At 59.4% G+C, this 16,639-nt stretch carries 15 protein-coding genes; 5 read left to right on the forward strand and 10 right to left on the reverse strand.

The features are described from left to right. The first annotated feature begins 17 nt into the window (after positions 1-17). Entirely contained in the window at positions 18-371 is a 354-nt protein-coding gene (locus AB5Y82_RS17825; RefSeq protein WP_368174323.1) for a copper-binding protein, read from the forward strand. A 119-nt stretch (positions 372-490) separates the two neighbouring features. Here AB5Y82_RS17825 and AB5Y82_RS17830 read toward each other — a convergent pair whose 3' ends face one another. From AB5Y82_RS17830 to AB5Y82_RS17855, 6 genes are all read right to left on the reverse strand, one after another. Continuing rightward, entirely contained in the window at positions 491-1,408 is a 918-nt protein-coding gene (locus AB5Y82_RS17830) for an ABC transporter substrate-binding protein (protein ID WP_368174333.1), read from the reverse strand. 83 nt (positions 1,409-1,491) lie between these two features. Continuing rightward, positions 1,492-2,295 (reverse strand): ABC transporter ATP-binding protein, encoded by an 804-nt coding sequence (locus tag AB5Y82_RS17835; RefSeq protein WP_005337795.1) that lies wholly within the window; start codon positions 2,293-2,295, stop codon positions 1,492-1,494. Continuing rightward, positions 2,295-3,332 carry a FecCD family ABC transporter permease gene (locus AB5Y82_RS17840; RefSeq protein WP_368174324.1) on the reverse strand — a complete coding sequence of 346 codons (1,038 nt, stop codon included), beginning with the start codon at positions 3,330-3,332 and terminating at the stop codon, positions 2,295-2,297. Before AB5Y82_RS17840 ends, AB5Y82_RS17835 begins: the two co-directional genes overlap by 1 nt. Positions 3,333-3,339: 7 nt before the next feature. Next, a complete protein-coding gene (locus AB5Y82_RS17845; RefSeq protein WP_368174325.1) occupies positions 3,340-4,356 on the reverse strand; it encodes a FecCD family ABC transporter permease in 1,017 nt (338 codons plus the stop codon). 110 nt (positions 4,357-4,466) lie between these two features. Then, positions 4,467-6,434 carry a TonB-dependent receptor gene (locus AB5Y82_RS17850; protein ID WP_159144594.1) on the reverse strand — a complete coding sequence of 656 codons (1,968 nt, stop codon included), beginning with the start codon at positions 6,432-6,434 and terminating at the stop codon, positions 4,467-4,469. Between the two features lie 278 nt (positions 6,435-6,712). After that, positions 6,713-7,516: a siderophore-interacting protein gene (locus AB5Y82_RS17855; RefSeq protein ID WP_019446606.1), complete on the reverse strand. Its 804-nt coding sequence runs from the start codon at positions 7,514-7,516 to the stop codon at positions 6,713-6,715. A 324-nt stretch (positions 7,517-7,840) separates the two neighbouring features. On the opposite strand from AB5Y82_RS17855, the gene AB5Y82_RS17860 reads away from it, so the two are divergent. Then, positions 7,841-9,358: an HD domain-containing phosphohydrolase gene (locus AB5Y82_RS17860; protein ID WP_019446605.1), complete on the forward strand. Its 1,518-nt coding sequence runs from the start codon at positions 7,841-7,843 to the stop codon at positions 9,356-9,358. Between the two features lie 102 nt (positions 9,359-9,460). On the opposite strand, the gene AB5Y82_RS17865 is transcribed toward AB5Y82_RS17860, so the two are convergent. Both AB5Y82_RS17865 and dnaQ read right to left on the reverse strand, forming a co-directional pair. Further along, positions 9,461-10,726, reverse strand: coding sequence for a TIGR03503 family protein (locus tag AB5Y82_RS17865; protein WP_201902216.1), 1,266 nt, complete (start codon positions 10,724-10,726; stop codon positions 9,461-9,463). Beyond that, entirely contained in the window at positions 10,723-11,457 is a 735-nt protein-coding gene (gene dnaQ, locus AB5Y82_RS17870; RefSeq protein ID WP_005337813.1) for a DNA polymerase III subunit epsilon, read from the reverse strand. The genes AB5Y82_RS17865 and dnaQ overlap by 4 nt, the downstream gene beginning before the upstream one ends. A gap of 79 nt (positions 11,458-11,536) precedes the next feature. On the opposite strand from dnaQ, the gene rnhA reads away from it, so the two are divergent. Continuing rightward, on the forward strand, positions 11,537-12,001 hold the full coding sequence (gene rnhA / locus AB5Y82_RS17875; RefSeq protein ID WP_005353268.1) for a ribonuclease HI: 465 nt from the start codon (positions 11,537-11,539) through the stop codon (positions 11,999-12,001). Here rnhA and AB5Y82_RS17880 read toward each other — a convergent pair. Continuing rightward, the gene (locus AB5Y82_RS17880; RefSeq protein WP_201296080.1) at positions 11,989-12,711 is read right to left on the reverse strand and encodes a methyltransferase domain-containing protein; all 723 of its coding nucleotides are present in this window, start codon (positions 12,709-12,711) and stop codon (positions 11,989-11,991) included. The two genes, rnhA and AB5Y82_RS17880, sit on opposite strands and share 13 nt — an antisense overlap. A 72-nt stretch (positions 12,712-12,783) precedes the next feature. On the opposite strand from AB5Y82_RS17880, the gene gloB reads away from it, so the two are divergent. Further along, a complete protein-coding gene (gloB, locus tag AB5Y82_RS17885) occupies positions 12,784-13,548 on the forward strand; it encodes a hydroxyacylglutathione hydrolase (protein ID WP_005337817.1) in 765 nt (254 codons plus the stop codon). A 70-nt stretch (positions 13,549-13,618) separates the two neighbouring features. After that, positions 13,619-15,172, forward strand: coding sequence for a LysM peptidoglycan-binding domain-containing protein (locus AB5Y82_RS17890; protein WP_005361719.1), 1,554 nt, complete (start codon positions 13,619-13,621; stop codon positions 15,170-15,172). Between the two features lie 160 nt (positions 15,173-15,332). Here the strand turns inward: AB5Y82_RS17890 and astE are convergent, their stop codons facing one another. Next, the gene (gene astE, locus AB5Y82_RS17895; protein WP_201937162.1) at positions 15,333-16,358 is read right to left on the reverse strand and encodes a succinylglutamate desuccinylase; all 1,026 of its coding nucleotides are present in this window, start codon (positions 16,356-16,358) and stop codon (positions 15,333-15,335) included. Positions 16,359-16,639: the final 281 nt, after the last annotated feature.

Genomic DNA, 16,639 nt, shown 5'->3' on the forward strand with positions numbered 1-16,639 from the left:
ACGATGAGGAAACCATCATGAACTACAAGACGCTGACCCTGACATTGCTGCTTGGCTTTGCCACCCACACCAACCTGCAAGCCGAAGAGATGATGCACCATGAAGGGCACGAGATGAGTCAGACGGGTGAGATGAGCGAACAGGCCGCAATGGTGATGACCAAGGGGGTCATTACCCGCCTCGATGAGGGGAGCGGCAAGGTCGGCATCAAGCACGAGGCGATCGAGAATCTCAAGATGCCCGCCATGACCATGGTCTTTCGAGTGGCAGCTCCGGCCCAGCTCAAGGGGCTGAAGGTGGGGGATGCCATCCACTTTCATGCGGAAAGCCAGAGCGGCAAGCTCACAGTGACAGCCATCCAGCCGCAATAAACGGCTCTGGCTCGCCGAAAAGGTCACGATAGACAGTGACAACGCAAGAGGGAGGCATCAGCCCCCCTCTTCTTTTGATCAACCTGTTCGTGTGGTCAACCTCTGGCGCGCGATAGCACTCAGCTGCGGGTTGCCAGCAACTGCTCCACATCCTCGATCACCTTGAGGGCCGCCTGCGGGCCGCCGCTGGAGGTCCAGAGCGACCCGTCCACGGCGCCAAAGCGCTTGGCCTTGATCACCGGCAACTGCTGAAACGCCGGGGTCTGCTCCGCCTGACGCATGGCATCCACCGCATCACCGCTGGCGCTCAGAGTGCCGACCACCAGCCAGTCAGCATCCAGCAGGTTGAGGGACTCCAGACTCAGCGCCGGTGAGTGGGGTGCACCAGTCCCCTGCTGCTTGCTTGGGCGTACCAGCCCCATCGACTCCACTACGCTGCTGGCAAAGGTACCCTGATACATGAAGCTCGGCCCCTTGGGGTTCCAGCGCACTATGCTGATGCTCTCCCCCTGATGATTTGCCAGCTTGCTGCGAGCCTGAGTCAACCGCTCGGCATACTGCAGCAAGAAAGTATCCCCTTGCTGGTCGCGGTTAAGGGTGTGAGCGGTGCGGCGGAAGCTATCCTGCCACGGCTCACCCCACTTGCTGGTTACCACGGTCGGCGCGATCTCCCCCAGCAAGGTCAGCAGCTCGGGACGGGTCTGGCCTGTCAGGATAAGGTCGGGCTCCAGCGCAATCAGCGACTCCAGATTGGGGCTGTCGAGATCGCCGATCACCTGGATCCCCATGCCCGCCTTGTTCAGCAAATAGCGAGGCAAGGTGGGTTGACCACGGCCATTGACGGCGCCGATGGGGGTCAGCCCCAGGGTCAGGGTGCTGTCGAGTTCGAGCTCGCTCAGCACCACCACCCGCGTTGGCTGGACTGGCACCTGCACCTTCTGGCCAAACGCATCGGTCACTTCACGCATCTCCTGCGCCTGAACCAACGGCGCGGCCAGCATCAGGATGGCTGCTGCCAGGGCGGCAAAACGCTTCATCATCTCACTCCTTCTCGTTGCACGGCCCGGATAATCGGCCGCGTGAATACACTCGGTGGGCCCACAGAGCAGGCCCATATGACTCAACTCGCCGAACGCAGGGCGCGGCCATGTTCGTGACGACGGGGCACGATAATGGGCGCCCCGTCGCCGGGGGCATGCAGAATGTCAACACTGGTCTGGTAGAGCCGGTCGATCAGGGACTTGGTCACCACCTCACGGGCCGGGCCCATGGCGGCAATGGTCCCCTCGCCAATGGCGATCAGCTCGTCACAGTAACGGGCCGCCATCGCCAAATCGTGGATCACCAGCAGCACGGTTTTGCCCTCGGCGGTGATGCGGTGGATTGCCTCCATCACCTCGGTCTGGTGACCGATATCGAGGGCGCTGGTGGGCTCGTCGAGCAGTACCATGTCGCTGTCCTGCGCCAGGATCATCGCAAGCCACGCCCGCTGTGCCTGCCCGCCGGAGAGGGACGCTGCGCTCTGCTGCCAGATGCTTTCAAGCTGCATCCGCTCGCAGGCAATACGCACCATGCGGGCATCCTCCTCACCCCACTGATTGAACCAGCCCTGATGAGGGTGGCGGCCATACTGCACCAGCTGCTCCACCAGAATGCCGGCAGGCAGGGTCGGCCGCTGGGGCAGATAGGCGAGCTCCCGCGCCAACCCCTTCATGGGGTAGCTGGCAAGCGGCTTGCCCTTGAGCAGGATCTCGCCGCGTTGGGCTTTCATCTGGCCGGATAGCAGCTTGAGCAGGGTCGATTTGCCGCAGCCGTTGGGGCCGACGATCCCCACCAGCTTGCCTCTCGGCACGCTGAAAGAGATGTCCCGCAAAATGGGGGTCTGCTGATAGGCGAAGTGGAGGCGATTTACGGTGAGCGTCATCAGTCAGCCCTCTGGCGATCGTTAACGAGAAGAAACAGCAGCAACAGGCCGCCGAGAATGCGGGTCATGATGCCGGTCGCCACCTCGTGAGGGCTGGCCAGCACCCGGACCAAGGTATCGCTGGCAAGCAGCAGCAAGGCGCCGCTGAGTGCCGCCAGCCAGAGCGGCACCACTCGGTCTTTCACCAGCCAGGAGGCAAGAATGGGGGCCGCCATGGCGATAAAGACCACGGGGCCGCCGATGGCGGTGCCGAGCGCCGCCACCAGAATGGCCTGGGCCAGAATGCCCAGTTGTACCCGATCGCCGTTGACGCCAAGCCCTCTGGCCATCTCGGGACCAAAGCGCAGCACCGCCAGCTCGCGGGAGAGATAGACGATCCACGGGCAGAGCAACAGCAACAGAATGGCGATGGGGGTGATGGTGCTGTAACCCACGGCGATAAAGCTGCCCATATTCCACAGATAGAGGGAGCTCAGGTGCAGCAGGGCCTGAGTGGACATCACAAACTGGCCGAGCGCCTCGAACAGCTCGGAGAGGCCGATGCCGATCACCACGAACAGATAGCCCTGCTCACCCGGTTTGCGGCAGAGGGCATAGAGCACCAGCGCCGCGAAGATAGCGCCGATGGGGGCAGCCCACCAGGGCCAGCTGCCTACCGTCAGGTAGAGGGAGAAGACGATGATGGCCAGAGAGGCGCCGTTGTTGACTCCCACCATATCGGGTGTGGCCAGCCGGTTTCGAACCAAAGTCTGCACCAGACAGCCGGAGAGCCCCATGGCCGCCCCCGCCACCACGACCCCAAGGATGCGCGGCAGCCGGATCTTGAACAGGGTGAGCTGCTCAAGCCGCGTCCCCTCCCCCAACAGGGTGTTGACCACCCCGGCAAAGCCGAGTTTGCCGCCGCCAACGCTCAGGGCCAGCAGAGCAAGCGCCAGCAGCGCCATGGCCAGCAGAGCCAGCCAACGCCAGCTGGGCAGATGGATCAGCAAAGAGCGGTTGCCGGCCCGCAGGCAGAGCATATCGGTAGGTGTGCGCATCAGCCCCTCACTTGACGGTCAGCAGGGTACGAAAGCCCCCGCGATGAACGATGGCGATCAGCACAGGCGCACCGATCAGGGCCAGAATGACCCCGTTGGGCAGCTCGAACGGCTGGATCAGCCAGCGCGCCAGAATGTCGGCCAACAGCAGAAACAGCATGCCGAACAGGGCGGAGAAACAGACCTGCACCGACAGTTTCACCGGCTCTACCAGTCGGCCACAGTAGGCGGCCAGAAAGCCGACAAAACCGATGGGGCCGGCGATGGCGATGGCACTGGCGGTAAACAGGGTGGCGGCCAGCAGCACGCCAATTCGCACCCGGTTTGGACGGATCCCCAGCGCCTGGGCCTGACTGTCCCCCATCTGCATCAGGGTCAGCTGGCGACAGAGCAGCAAGGTGATGACAAACGCCGCCAGCACGAAGGGCAGTACGGCTATGATGGCATCGAGATTGGCCGCCGACAGGGAGCCGAGGTTCCAGAAGCGGTACTGCTCCAGCACCATCTTGTTGGAGAGCAGCAAAAAGCTGGAGAGACCGCCGAAGGTGGCGGAGAGCGCCACCCCGACCAGAATGAGCTTGAGGGGGTTGGAGCGGCCAATCATCATGCCGAGCCCCAGCACAATCACGTTGCCGAGCAGCGCACCGAGTCCGGCCCAGAGCAGATAGCCGTAGGCGGACTCCACCCCGAACCAGGTAAGCCCCACCACCAGCGCAAAGACGGCCCCGGCGTTGACCCCGAGCAGACCGGGTTCCGCCAGCGGGTTGCGGGTCGCGCTCTGCAACAAGGAGGCCGCTAGAGATAAAGAGGCGCCGACCACCATGGCGCAGAGGGTGCGCGGCAGTCGCAAGGTATTGAGCACCATGGCGAGCTTCTCGTCACTCGCCCAAGGCGCGTAATCCATAAGGTAGCCGAACACCTCGCGGGCACCATAAACACCCGCACCGGTGGCGAGCGAAAGAGAAAGCAGTATGAACAGGAGGAACAATCCCAGCCAGAACAGCGAGGTCTGGTCTCTAAACACCCTTTAACTCCTTATGGTGGCAATACGCATGTTGTTGAAATAAAAGCGGTCACCCGAGGTGATCCCCTGACAACAACGGAAGCCCGCCAATGCGGGCTCCCGTTCAGCCATTACAGCTTGTAGGCCACACCGGCATAGACAGTACGCCCATCGAGAATTTGATCGGCCTCGGTGGCAACCCAGTCACGCTTGGTATTGGTCAGGTTGTTGAGTCCGAACTTCAGATCCAGTGCCCGAGTTGCGTTCCAGACTGCCCCGACATCCAGGGTGTGGAATCCGGCGGTGGTCTCATAGGTGGTGCCGCTCATGCGCGGAACCGGAAGGATCTGGCTGCCGGTGTAGTTCCAGCCGAGCTGTGTACTCAGGCTCTCGATGACCTGCCACTCCAGCTTGGCGTTGGCGGTATGCTCCGGCGTCCGATAGAGATCCTTGCCGCTGGTCTTGTCCTCCGCATCGATCAGGGTCACGTTGCTGGAGAGGGTTAGGTTATCGGTGAGATCAAACCAACCACTCAGCTCCACCCCCTTGATGCGTGCCTTGCTGACGTTCTGATAGGTCATCACCGCCGGACGCCAGGTGGAGGTCCATGCCTCGCTCTGGATCTTGTCCTTGATATCGTTGTGGAAAGCCGTAACCCCGGCGCCCCAGAACGAACCATCGTAGGCGGTGCCCAGCTCGTAGCTGACGGCGGTTTCCGGCTTCAGATCCGGGTTGCCCACCACGGCGCAGCGACCGCGACAGGCGGCTACCGCATAATCCGGGTTGGACTGGGCAATGGTCGGCGCCTTGAACGCCTTGCCAATGCCGCCCTTGACCACCCATTTGTCAGTCAGGCTGTAGAGGGCATAACCACGGGGGCTGAACTCGGTGCCATAGGTCTCGTGGTGATCGACCCGGCCGCTGAAGGTCAGGGCCAGATCGCCAAAGCCAAACTCATCCTGCAGATAGAGCGCGCTCTGGTTGACGCTGACATCGCCCCCCTTGAGGTTGACGTTATGCTTGAGTTCGGTGATGCGGTACTCGGCACCGCTGGTCAGCAGGTGGCTGCCCAGATTGCCGCTCAGCTGGCCATCGAAGGTATGGTTGGTCTGGCTCACATCGCCACTGGTCTTGCTCAGCGCCGTCATCAGTTCGGAGTCGTCAAACAGGTCAACCTGCTCGAAGGCATAGCCGACCCGGCTGTCGAACTGATCCCAACGGCCGACGTGGGTGGCGTTGAGTCCCAGTCGTTCCATCTGCTGGATATTGCGCGGCGTCTGGCCGTAGTTGTTCCAGTGGGCCTCCCGATCGTCTTTGGCGTAGTTCATCCCTACATCCAGATCCTGACGATCATCGATCAGCCATTTGACGTTGGAGAGGATCCCCAGCTTTTCACGCTGCTCGATGGCATCGGCCTTGGGGTTGATGCTCTGCTCGCTCTGCCAGGCATCCCTGTGGTTCCCTTCCACCACCAGGTTGGCCAGCAGCTTGTTGTCGATCAGCGCCCCGCCCACATAGGCACTCGCCTTGTTGATATCCCCTCCGTGACCGTCGGTGGGGTCACTGAAGGTATAGGTGGCCGCCGCTTCGGTCTTCTCCCCGGGTTGGCGCAAGATGACATTGACCACCCCACCCAGCGCATCGGCACCGTAGAGGGAGGAGATGGGGCCACGGATCACTTCGATACGCTCGATGGCCGCCATCGGGATGGCGGAGAGATCGAAATCATTGCCATAACCGGAGGTTAGGGCATCGCGGGAGCTGATTCGCCGGCCATTGACCAGCAACAGGGTGTAATCCCCCTCCAGCCCGCGCAACTTGATCTCGCTGCGGCCGTAGCTGGTCGCAGGGCTGATATTGACCCCCGGCAACTGTTTCAGAGCGCCGGTCAGATCATTGACATTGAGCTTGTCGAGCTCGGCCCGGGTCACCACAGAGACGCTGGCCGGGGCGGTCAGCTCGCTGTGCCGGGTTTTACTCGCCGTCACCACCATAGTTTCATGAGCGGTGACAGGCGCAGTCCCTTGGGCCAGAACTGGCAGGGCAAAAAGGGACAACACCAGCGGATGCACTGCAAATCGTCGGGATGATGTACGCATCATCAACACTCCACATAAAACAACCAAGGCCAACACCACCGACATCCCTGTCTGACCTCGCCAGACCCGGTGCAAAGTGATGGAGTTCATTGGCATGAACAGTCGTCCATGCCCCATCACCCCGAACATCAGTGCATTACGGCAGGCCCTGCGTTGTGCTATGCCACTCGCAGCCATCAATAACAAAAGCGCCGTACCGACTGACATCGGGACGGCGCAATACTAAATGCAAATCATTTTTATTTGCAAGCGTGAATCAGGTATTCTTTCGCATCCGCTTAATTATCCATCACATCGTGACGGGTCTGGTGATAGGCCTCTTCACTCTTGCCCCGGCGCCAGTACGGCACGGCGTAGAGCGACTGACGATCCACCTCGAGCACGGAACGAAAATGGCGGCGCAGCGGCAGCACCAGCGCCTCTTCCCCACCCAGCCAGAAGAAGCCACCATCGCGCACCAGCGGCAGAGCAATCACATGCTCCAGCAGGCCGCTGGACTCGGGCTCACCGACAAACCAGTGACAGCGCACCCCGACCGGCAGCGTCAACGGTTGAGCATCGGCCCGATCCGGCACCAGAATCGCAATTTCCCCTCTGGCCTCGGCAGGCATCACCTCACACATCGCTATGATGGCGGGCAAGGCGGTGAGATCCCCTACCAGACAGTAGTGATCGGCCGGTTGCAGCATGGGGTTGGGACCACCCGGCCCGGAGAGGATCACCTTCTCTCCCGGCTTGGCATGGGTAGCAAAGGCGCTGGCGGGCCCGCCTTCACCGTGCAGCACGAAGTCGATATCAATTTCCTGCTCATCACGGCGAAACGCGCGGATGGTGTAGGTGCGGATAACCGGCTTGTCCGCCGGGTCACTCCAGCGCGGGCCGCTCGGGGTCATTGCAGGCAGCACCGGCTCTACCTGATGGGGCTGGGCCAGCATCACCTTGATATGGGCCCCACCGCAGGTAAAGGGATAGTCAGCCAACTCGCTGCCACCAAAGGTGATGCGACGCAAATGGGGGGTGATCTGGGTAATGGCTTTGACAGTCAGCAGACGGGGACGATTGGGAGGCAGAGATGGGGACACGATGGGGCTCCTCGTTGAGTGTGTCGCCCATGCTACACGCAAATAGGAATCACTATCAAATAAGATTATTTCTCGTCTAATAGCTACAAGCTGGATTCAAACATCCCCAACCACTGGCGTCCACACCCTAATCCAGAAATAGACTTTATGCACGCTAGCTCCATGATTGGGCAAAGAAAGCAGCCGGACAACGCCACCGTTACAAAGGGTTCCATTTGCTTATTTCGACCATAGTTTTTCGAGATCAAATTTTATTTCCCAATAAGTTTCCTATCCTTAGTGAAGCAGTTAATGTAAGCACAGGATGCCAAACAGGATTGTATGATGGATGACCAGATCCTGATTATTGATGATGACGATCTCTCCCTCCCCGACGCACAGCAAGCGGGCTGGAAGGTGATGATTGTTGACGATGAGCCTGAAGTGCATCGCATCACCAAAATCACCTTGAACAAATTCGAGTTTGACAATCGCCCCATCGATTTTCTGCATGCCTATTCCGCGGCGCAGGCCAAAGAGTTACTGGCCACCACCCCGGACGTTGCTCTGTTGCTGCTGGACGTGGTGATGGAGGTCGACCACGCCGGCCTCGATGTCGTCAAATACGTCCGTGAAGATCTGCAAAACAAGATGGTACGCATCGTGTTGCGTACCGGCCAACCCGGCCAGGCGCCGGAAGATGACGTGGTCACCAACTACGACATCAACGACTACAAGGATAAAACCGAGCTCACCTCCCAGAAGCTGCGCACCCTGCTGCGGGCCAGCCTGCGCTCCTATCGGGATATCCGAACCCTGGAGAGTAACCGCCAGGGGCTGGAAAAAGTCATCGAAGCCTCCAAGGGGATCTTTGAGAAACGGGCCTTGCGCCAGTTTGTCGAAGGAGCCCAGGAGCAGCTCAGCGCCTTGCTCCATCTGGGGGAAACCCAGATATACGACGTCAAGCAATACGCCTATGAGGTGAAGGATCAAGTATTGGAGCCCCTGCTCCCCGGCCATCCCGCCATGCTCCTCACGGACGCGCCGGAGATCCTGCGCCAGGCTATGAGCAAGCGCAGCAATGTCTATAACGCCACCCAGATGGTGCTCTACTGCCAGAATCCGCGCCACCACCTGCTGTTCCACATCGAGACCACCCGCCAGCTCAGCCAGATCGATACCAGTCTGCTGACCCTGTTTACCGAAAACATCATAGTGGCGCTGGAGAATATCCGGCTCAATGAGGTGATCGCCGACAACCAGCGGGAGATCATCTATCGCATCGGCGAACTGGTCGAAACCCGTTCAAAAGAGTCAGGGCTGCACGTCAAACGGGTCGCGCTCTATACCGAACAATTCTGCCACCTGATGGGCATGAGCGAAGAGCAGAGCGAGCTGGTGAAACGTGCCTCGCCGCTCCATGACATTGGCAAGGTGGGAATTCCCGATGCCATCTTGCACAAGCCGGGCAAGCTGACACCGGAGGAGTGGGAGATCATGAAAACCCACGCCCAGCTCGGGCAGGATATGCTCTCCGGCAGCGATTTGGCGCTGTTTCAGATTGGTGCCACCATCGCTGGCAATCACCATGAGAAGTGGAATGGCAGTGGCTATCCCCGCGGTCTGAAAGGGACGGATATTCCGCTGGAGGGGCGAATTGTGGCGCTGGCTGACGTGTTCGATGCCCTGGGTTCGGATCGCTGCTACAAGAAGGCGTGGCCGCTGGACAAGGTGCTGGCCCTGATTGAAGAGGAGAAAGGGCAGCATTTCGACCCCCAGCTGGTCGAGCTGATGATGGCCAATCTGGACAAGTTCCTCGAGATCCGCGAGCAGAACAAGGATGTCTATATCGGCGAACACTGATAGCCAGCTTGTTCTGTTTATGAACTCAAAAATACCGCCCTGCTTATCAGGGCGGTTTTCTATATCTGGCATCACGTCACTTCAGAGCGAGAAGTACGAGGGTTACTGCTCTGGCAGATTGAGATCCAGCTTGGCAGCAGGTTGTCCGGCTTGCTGATTCTCGGCCTGCGCAGCGGCCAGAGCACGCTTCAGGGCACGCCGTTTTTGTATCACCACAAACCCGACCCCACCCAATACCGCAAGCAGCACACCACCACCCGCCAATGCCCAGATCAGCCAGCCCATTTCCTCCTCTGCCGGGGCTTCATGGGTCGCCTCGGCACTGGAGGCCGGTGCGGCGGCCGACACCACCTCTACAGGAGGCGGCGGTGGTGGGAAGACATTGAAGGTTTTCACCGGCAACTCGATTTTCAGCTCACGGCCGAGGCGAGTGGTGCCATAGAGGGTTGCTTTCACCTCATGCTGACCGACCTCCTTGATGTTGGAGAGATCGATATCAAGCTTGGGATCGCTGGCGGTCTCGCTGAACTCGTAGAGGCCGCCCACATTGCTGGTCACACTCCCCTTGACCACCACGGAAGCGGGATCCAGCTCATCACGGTCGATTAGCAGTGAGAGCTTGGCCCCCAGCTCATCCGAAGGCGGCGACAAGTTATAGCTGAACGGATAGGGGTAAAGCAGCACATCCTGATAACGGGCACGGACAAACACCTGATTGCCCGTGCTGAACATGGCGCGGTACTTGCCACCGGGAATATCCTGCAGCGTCACTTCCGCCGTCATGATGCCATCGCCCGGCACTTCGTCGAGCCCCTTGCCATCATCGCGATAGTGGCCAAGGACTTGATCCAGCACGACCTCTTTCTTATCGGCATCGCTGAACGATTGCAGCTTGACGGTCATGCCAAGATCAGAGAGATAGTATTTATCTTTAGGCGGCTGACCATTGATCAGCAACCACGCCTTGAGCTTGACCACCTCCCCCTGATAGAGCTGCATCGGCAGGGCGGCGATATCGAGCCGGATATCGGAGAGAATGCGCACCCGGTTGTCGGGATCCACCTCGCCAATCGCCTGCCAGGGGCCCGGCATGGGATTGCGCAGGGTAATGAGATCATGCTCCGGCAGCGCCAGCCAACCCACGTCGGCGGGTTTGACCTTGCCCACGTAAAGCTTGCTGCCATCGGGGCGAACCAGGATCACCGAGGGGGAGCCCGGCTTGCGCTTGATAATGAAGGTGATCTCCTTCACGCCGTAATCGATGCGAAAGCGGTTATCCAGCAGCGGAATATCGGAGGGAGCAAATACCTCGGTTGCCGTCGCCCCCAGCGAGAGCAACATCAGCAGACCGGCACACCACTTGCTCATTGCCGCCACAGACAACTTCCTCCCTTCTTCTGTACCAGATCCAGTCTCGCTTCGTGCAGGGCCTGAACCTCGGTGCTGGCACGCACCACCTTGAGGGCGGGTCGGTTGCTCTCCAACCGGCGAATGCTGGTGTCCTGATTGCTCTCGTTTTCGTTGCTTTCGGTGGCCAGATTGAGTTTGGTCTGGCCGCCGGTCATCAGCAGGTAGACGTCCGCCAGGATCTCCGCATCGAGCAGAGCCCCGTGCAGGGTACGGTGGGAGTTGTCGATACCGTAACGATCGCACAGCACATCCAAGTTGTTGCGCTTGCCGGGGAAGAGATCCCGCGCCATCGCCAGGGTATCTGTGATGGTGCAGATATCCGCCGTCTTGAAGTTGAGTCCGAGCTTGCTGAACTCATAGTCCATGAAGCTCACGTCAAACGGCGCGTTGTGTGCGATCAGTTCGGCGCCGCGGATGAAGTCGAGGAACTCGTCGGCGATCTGGCTGAACGACGGTTTGTCACGCAGAAACTCGTCGGTAATACCGTGCACCTGGATCGCTTCCGGGTCGACCAGACGATCAGGCTTGATATAGACGTGATAGTGGTTACCGGTCAGCTTGCGGTTGATCACCTCCACACAGCCGATTTCGATAATGCGGTGCCCCAGATAGACAGGGCCGCCCGCCGTATTCATACCTGTGGTTTCAGTATCCAGAATGATCTGGCGATTCAGTTGGGGTGTGTTCATGATCCAATCTATGTCAAACTTCGGCTTTACTTACTCGCTAGTTTACCCCAAGCCTCATGTTAAAACAGATTGATTGCTCATGTTAAAACAGATTGATGTCTATACCGACGGCTCCTGCCTCGGCAATCCGGGCCCGGGTGGTTACGGGGCCGTCATGGTCTACGGCAAGCACCGCAAAGAGATTTCCGCCGGATTCAAGTTGACCACCAATAACCGGATGGAGCTGATGGCCGCCATCATGGGGCTGCGCACCCTCAACGAACCGTGCAAGGTGCGCCTCACCACCGACAGCCAGTATGTCCGCCAGGGGATTACCCAGTGGATCATCGGCTGGAAGAAGAAAGGGTGGATGACCGCCAACCGGCAACCGGTCAAGAACGTCGATCTCTGGAAGGAGCTGGATGCGGAAGTGGGTCGCCACCAGATTGAGTGGCTCTGGGTGAAGGGTCACTCCGGCCACCCGGAGAACGAACGGTGCGACGAGCTGGCCAGAGAGGCCGCCTGCGGCAAGGATCTGGCCGAAGATACCGGCTACCAGCCCTGACGGGCCATTCCCGGTGTGGCGAGGGACTTTGGCAGTTGCCAGCGCCGCCGCACCGGGATCAGTGGAAAGCGCCGTTTACGGGCCGCAATCACGTATACCGATGCAAATGCCCTGCAATAATCCCGCCCGATACTCTCTCGCCACCAACTGTGCCAACTCTGTTTTCCCATAAACGAATAACCAAAGCGCTCGTCGAACATCACCTCGCATCCCAATAGATGCAACCAGTCCGTCACCCGCCCCGGGGTGAACATCCGTGCCGACCAGGGCATTCTGCGCCGCAAGAACGGCACACAGTGACCGATCCCGACCAGACTCATGGGGTTATAGCCACTGATGATCAGCCAGCCATCGTCGGTCAACACTCTTTCGGCTTCGCGCAACACTTGGTGGGGATCGGCGGAGAAATCGAGGCAGTGAGCCAGCAGGCAGGCATCGACGCTACCGGTCCGCACCGGCAGAGCGAGGGGATCGCCATACATGTCGAGCAACCGCCCGCCGGGGGCGACTCCGATCTGGTGACGAATGGAGGAGCGTTTGCAGGAGAGTTCCGCGCTCAGGGCGCCAATTTTCAGCAGATGATACCCAAACAGATTGGGACACCAGTTGTCGAGCCGATCCTGGATCTCGGCCGCCACCCAGTCCCCCATAGGCAATGCAGACCAGCTGGTCGGGATCTCGATTTGTTGTTCGGTACGTGCCACCTGCATAATAGGGCTCAACTCGGGGTTTCGAACGCCATCCTGTTATATAAGATACCCTCCCTAAAGAGAAGCAGACTCATGTATCCAGTGATCACAGTTCCAGCCTTTAATGACAACTACATCTGGTTGATCCGCCACGAAAATCACTGCCTGGTGGTCGATCCGGGCGATGCCGCACCCGTGCTGGAGCGGCTTGAGGCATTGGGGCTGGTGCTCGATGCCATCCTGCTGACCCATCACCATCACGACCATGTCGGGGGCGTCACCGACCTGCTTGCCCACTTCCCCCACGCCCGGCTCTATGGCCCCAAACTTGACCCGATGCCGGATCACCACGGTCAGTGGCTGGAAGATGGCGATCAGATCAACTGGCACGGCCTCGCCCTCGAGGTGATCCATGTGCCCGGCCATACCCGCGGCCACATCGCCTACCACGGCAACGGCATGCTGTTTTGTGGCGATACCCTCTTCTCGGCCGGTTGTGGCCGCCTGTTTGAAGGGACGCCGGAGCAGATGTACCACTCGCTGCAACGACTCGCCGCCCTGCCCGATGAGACCCTCATTTATTGTGCCCACGAGTACACCCTCTCCAACCTGCGTTTTGCCTATGCGGTCGAGCCGGACAACCCGGCGATCCGACGCCAGATCGGGCTGATCAGCAAACTGCGGCAACAAGGGCTGCCAAGCCTGCCAACCCGGCTGGGTGACGAACGCACTTTCAACATTTTTCTGCGCTGCGAACAGGATTCAGTGAAATTTTCTGCTGAAAAACATGGGCTAAAATGCGTGGAAAATCCGGTAGATACCTTCACCATCCTGCGTCAGTGGAAGGACGTTTTTTGAACAAACCTTGATCAGGGGGCCATTGCCCCTTATGATGCGAGCTGTTTTTCCTAAAAATGACCGGAACGAGATGAAGGTACGAACGGCCTTATTGGCAGCGCTGTTGCTCAGCGGCTGCCAAAACCTGAGCCATCAGGATGACCGGGCGCTAACGGCAATCGAGCCGATCAAGTCCCCCCAGGTCAAGAAAAAAGCGCATAAAAAACACTCTTCCCATTTCCTGTTTGGCGATGAACAGCTGGACGAAATGGAAGATACGGACAATCTGTGGGTGCGTATCAGCGATGATATGCAACTGGAAACTCCGGACAACCCGCGCATCCGCCAGCAACGTGAGTGGCTGTTGCGCAATGATAAGCATCTGGCGACCATTGCCAGCCGGGCTGAACCCTACCTCTATCTGATGGTAGAGGAGATTGAACGGCGTGAGCTGCCAATGGAGCTTATTACTGTCCCGATGATCGAGAGCATGTTTGATCCCCATGCCCGATCCCGCAGCAATGCCGTCGGACTCTGGCAGTTTGTGCCAGCGACAGGCAGAAACTTCGGTCTGCGCCACGACAACTGGTATGACGGACGGCGCGATGTGCTGGCCTCCACCAATGCGGCGCTCGACTATCTGGAGTACCTGAACCGCTTCTTTGACGGTGACTGGCTGCAAACGCTGGCCGCCTACAATGCCGGTGAAGGACGGGTGCGCAACGCTATCCAGCGTAACCAGCGCGCAGGCAAACCGACCGACTACTGGTCGCTCGATCTGCCCCGCGAAACCCGGATGTATGTGCCCAAGATCCTCGCCATGGCTGACATGATCAGCAATGCGGACAAGTACAATATCCAGTTGCCGGTGCTCGCCAACGAGCCGAAGCTGCGAGTGGTGGAGACCGGCAGCCAGATCGATCTGAATGTGGCCGCCCAACTGGCAGGTCTGCGCACCTCACAGCTCAAGGAGGTCAATCCGGCCCTGAGCCGTGGTGTGATGTCGCCCCGTGGCCCTTACCGCCTGCTGGTACCAGTAGAGTATGCCGATACCCTGGAGCTGGCACTGGCCGATCTGCCCAAGAGCGAGCGTATTCGTACCCGCTCCTATCAGGTCACCAGTGGCGATACCCTGTCGCGTATCGCCCAGAATCATGGCGTCAGCGTGAACGAGCTGAAGCTGGCCAACAATCTGCGCAGCAACAACCTGCGTCGCGGTCAGCAACTGGTGATCCCGACCCACGGTCAGGTCAGCAGCAAGGCCAGCTCCGCCAGCAAACCGCAACAGCTGGCAAGCCGTGGCAGCAGCCAGAAGGCCAAGGTCAGTTACAAGGTGCGCTCGGGTGACAACCTGTGGAGCATCAGCCAGGCACACGGCGTCTCCCACGAAGAGCTCGCCAAGTGGAACGGTCTGAATGCCAAGTCGGCGCTCAAGCCAGGCATGAAGCTGGTGGTCTATCCCAAGCAAGGGAAGAAGAGCGACAAATCGATGGTGTATCAGGTTCGCCGTGGCGACTCCATCTCCTCCATCGCGGCTCGCTTCCAGGTGGCCATCAACGATGTGATGCGCTGGAATCAGCTGGATAAAGGGGATTACCTCAAGCCAGGTCAGGAGCTGACCCTGTTTGTGAAGAACAACAGCTAAGCCTCACCGCTTGAACCCGATAAAAAACGGGGCCAGTCATCTGACTGGCCCCGTTTTTTATTACTGCGGCTAACCGCTGCTGTGTCTGAGCCACCGACTAGAACAATGGCTTGGCGCCACCTGCGGATGCATCACCGCTCTGCAGGCAAAACTATCACCGCTATTCCCAGAGCCTTGTCGGCACCACCATCAGCACGGTGCGCTGACCGATCGCCACATTGGCATTGGGGAAGACCACCGCCTCACGCGGCTTCTCGACGGTGTAACGCAGCTCACCATCCTCGGCCAGCACGAACCCTTGGGGGAATTCGGTGAAGTTGTCCACATCGCTGGCGAACAGGAAGCGAAAGTCCGCCGATTTTTTGGTGATCACCCGATCGATGGCAAACAGGGTGAAATCATCCGCCCGCCACGGCTCCAGTGCAACCTCATCCTGAGTGACCAGCTCCTGCAGCGCCTGACGGGTTTCGATAAAGCGGGTCATGTCGTTCTCACCAAACGGGCGCACCTTGCCCAGCTCCACCGTAAAGGCGTGGGCACCATGCTGGCGGGAGCTGTAGTAGCTGAAGGTCGTGGTCGGGCTGGCGGAGAGCAGAATAGTACGCACCCCGCAGGCGCCGAGGAACTGCACCTGCTCGCGGCAGTGAGGCCGCTCGTGGGGGAAGGGGTAGACGGCAAACTTCTCGTGGCGCGAACCGCGAATGGCGGTGTGCAGGTCGTAGTGGTAACGGGGACGAGCCGGATCGGCAAAGAAGCGGCTCACATACTGCTCAAGGCGCATGGCGCGGATCCGCTCCCGATTGCACAGCCCCTCCCCCTTGCTGTGTGCTCCGGAGAAGAGCCGGTTCATGTTCTCCTCCACCTCCCGCAGCCCCAGATTCATCGCCGCCGGATTGCCAAACAGGAACAGCACCCGATGGCGGGCGCTCAGCTCGCCTGAGAGCAGACGACTCAGCAGCTGGTTGCAGATCTCGATGGGAGCGGTCTCGTTGCCGTGGATGCCGCAGGAGAGGACGATATCCTTGCGTCCTCCCGGCTGGTCGTCCGTGCCACTGGCAGGCTCCAGACAGAGCACGCCCGTATCCCAGACGCTGACCCGCGCACCATCGGGCAGGGCAAATTCAAAGGGCTCAAGCTGCCACTCATGGCTACGGGTCAAGGTCAAAAAATCGTGCTGGGGAATCATCCGTCTCACCCTCTTGCGCTGGAATACTATGGTCGGATTATACGCAAGGCATCGCGGCTTAAAATCGTTTTTTAAACAAATTCAAACATTAACGATACAAGTGTGATAACAATCGAACGACGACAGCAATGGCAGTAGCAATGTGGAATAAAGAGGAGAGGAAAAAGGACCAACAAATAACAGGGGGAAAACGGGGGATATAAAACAGACAATGACAGACTTGGCGGCCGGGCGCCACGGGGCAGAACAGCAAACGACTCAGCAGAAAAACAAGGCATCCA

Origin of the sequence: Aeromonas sp. s13, from assembly GCF_040907905.1 — a bacterium.
Taxonomy (GTDB): Bacteria; Pseudomonadota; Gammaproteobacteria; order Enterobacterales; family Aeromonadaceae; genus Aeromonas; species Aeromonas veronii.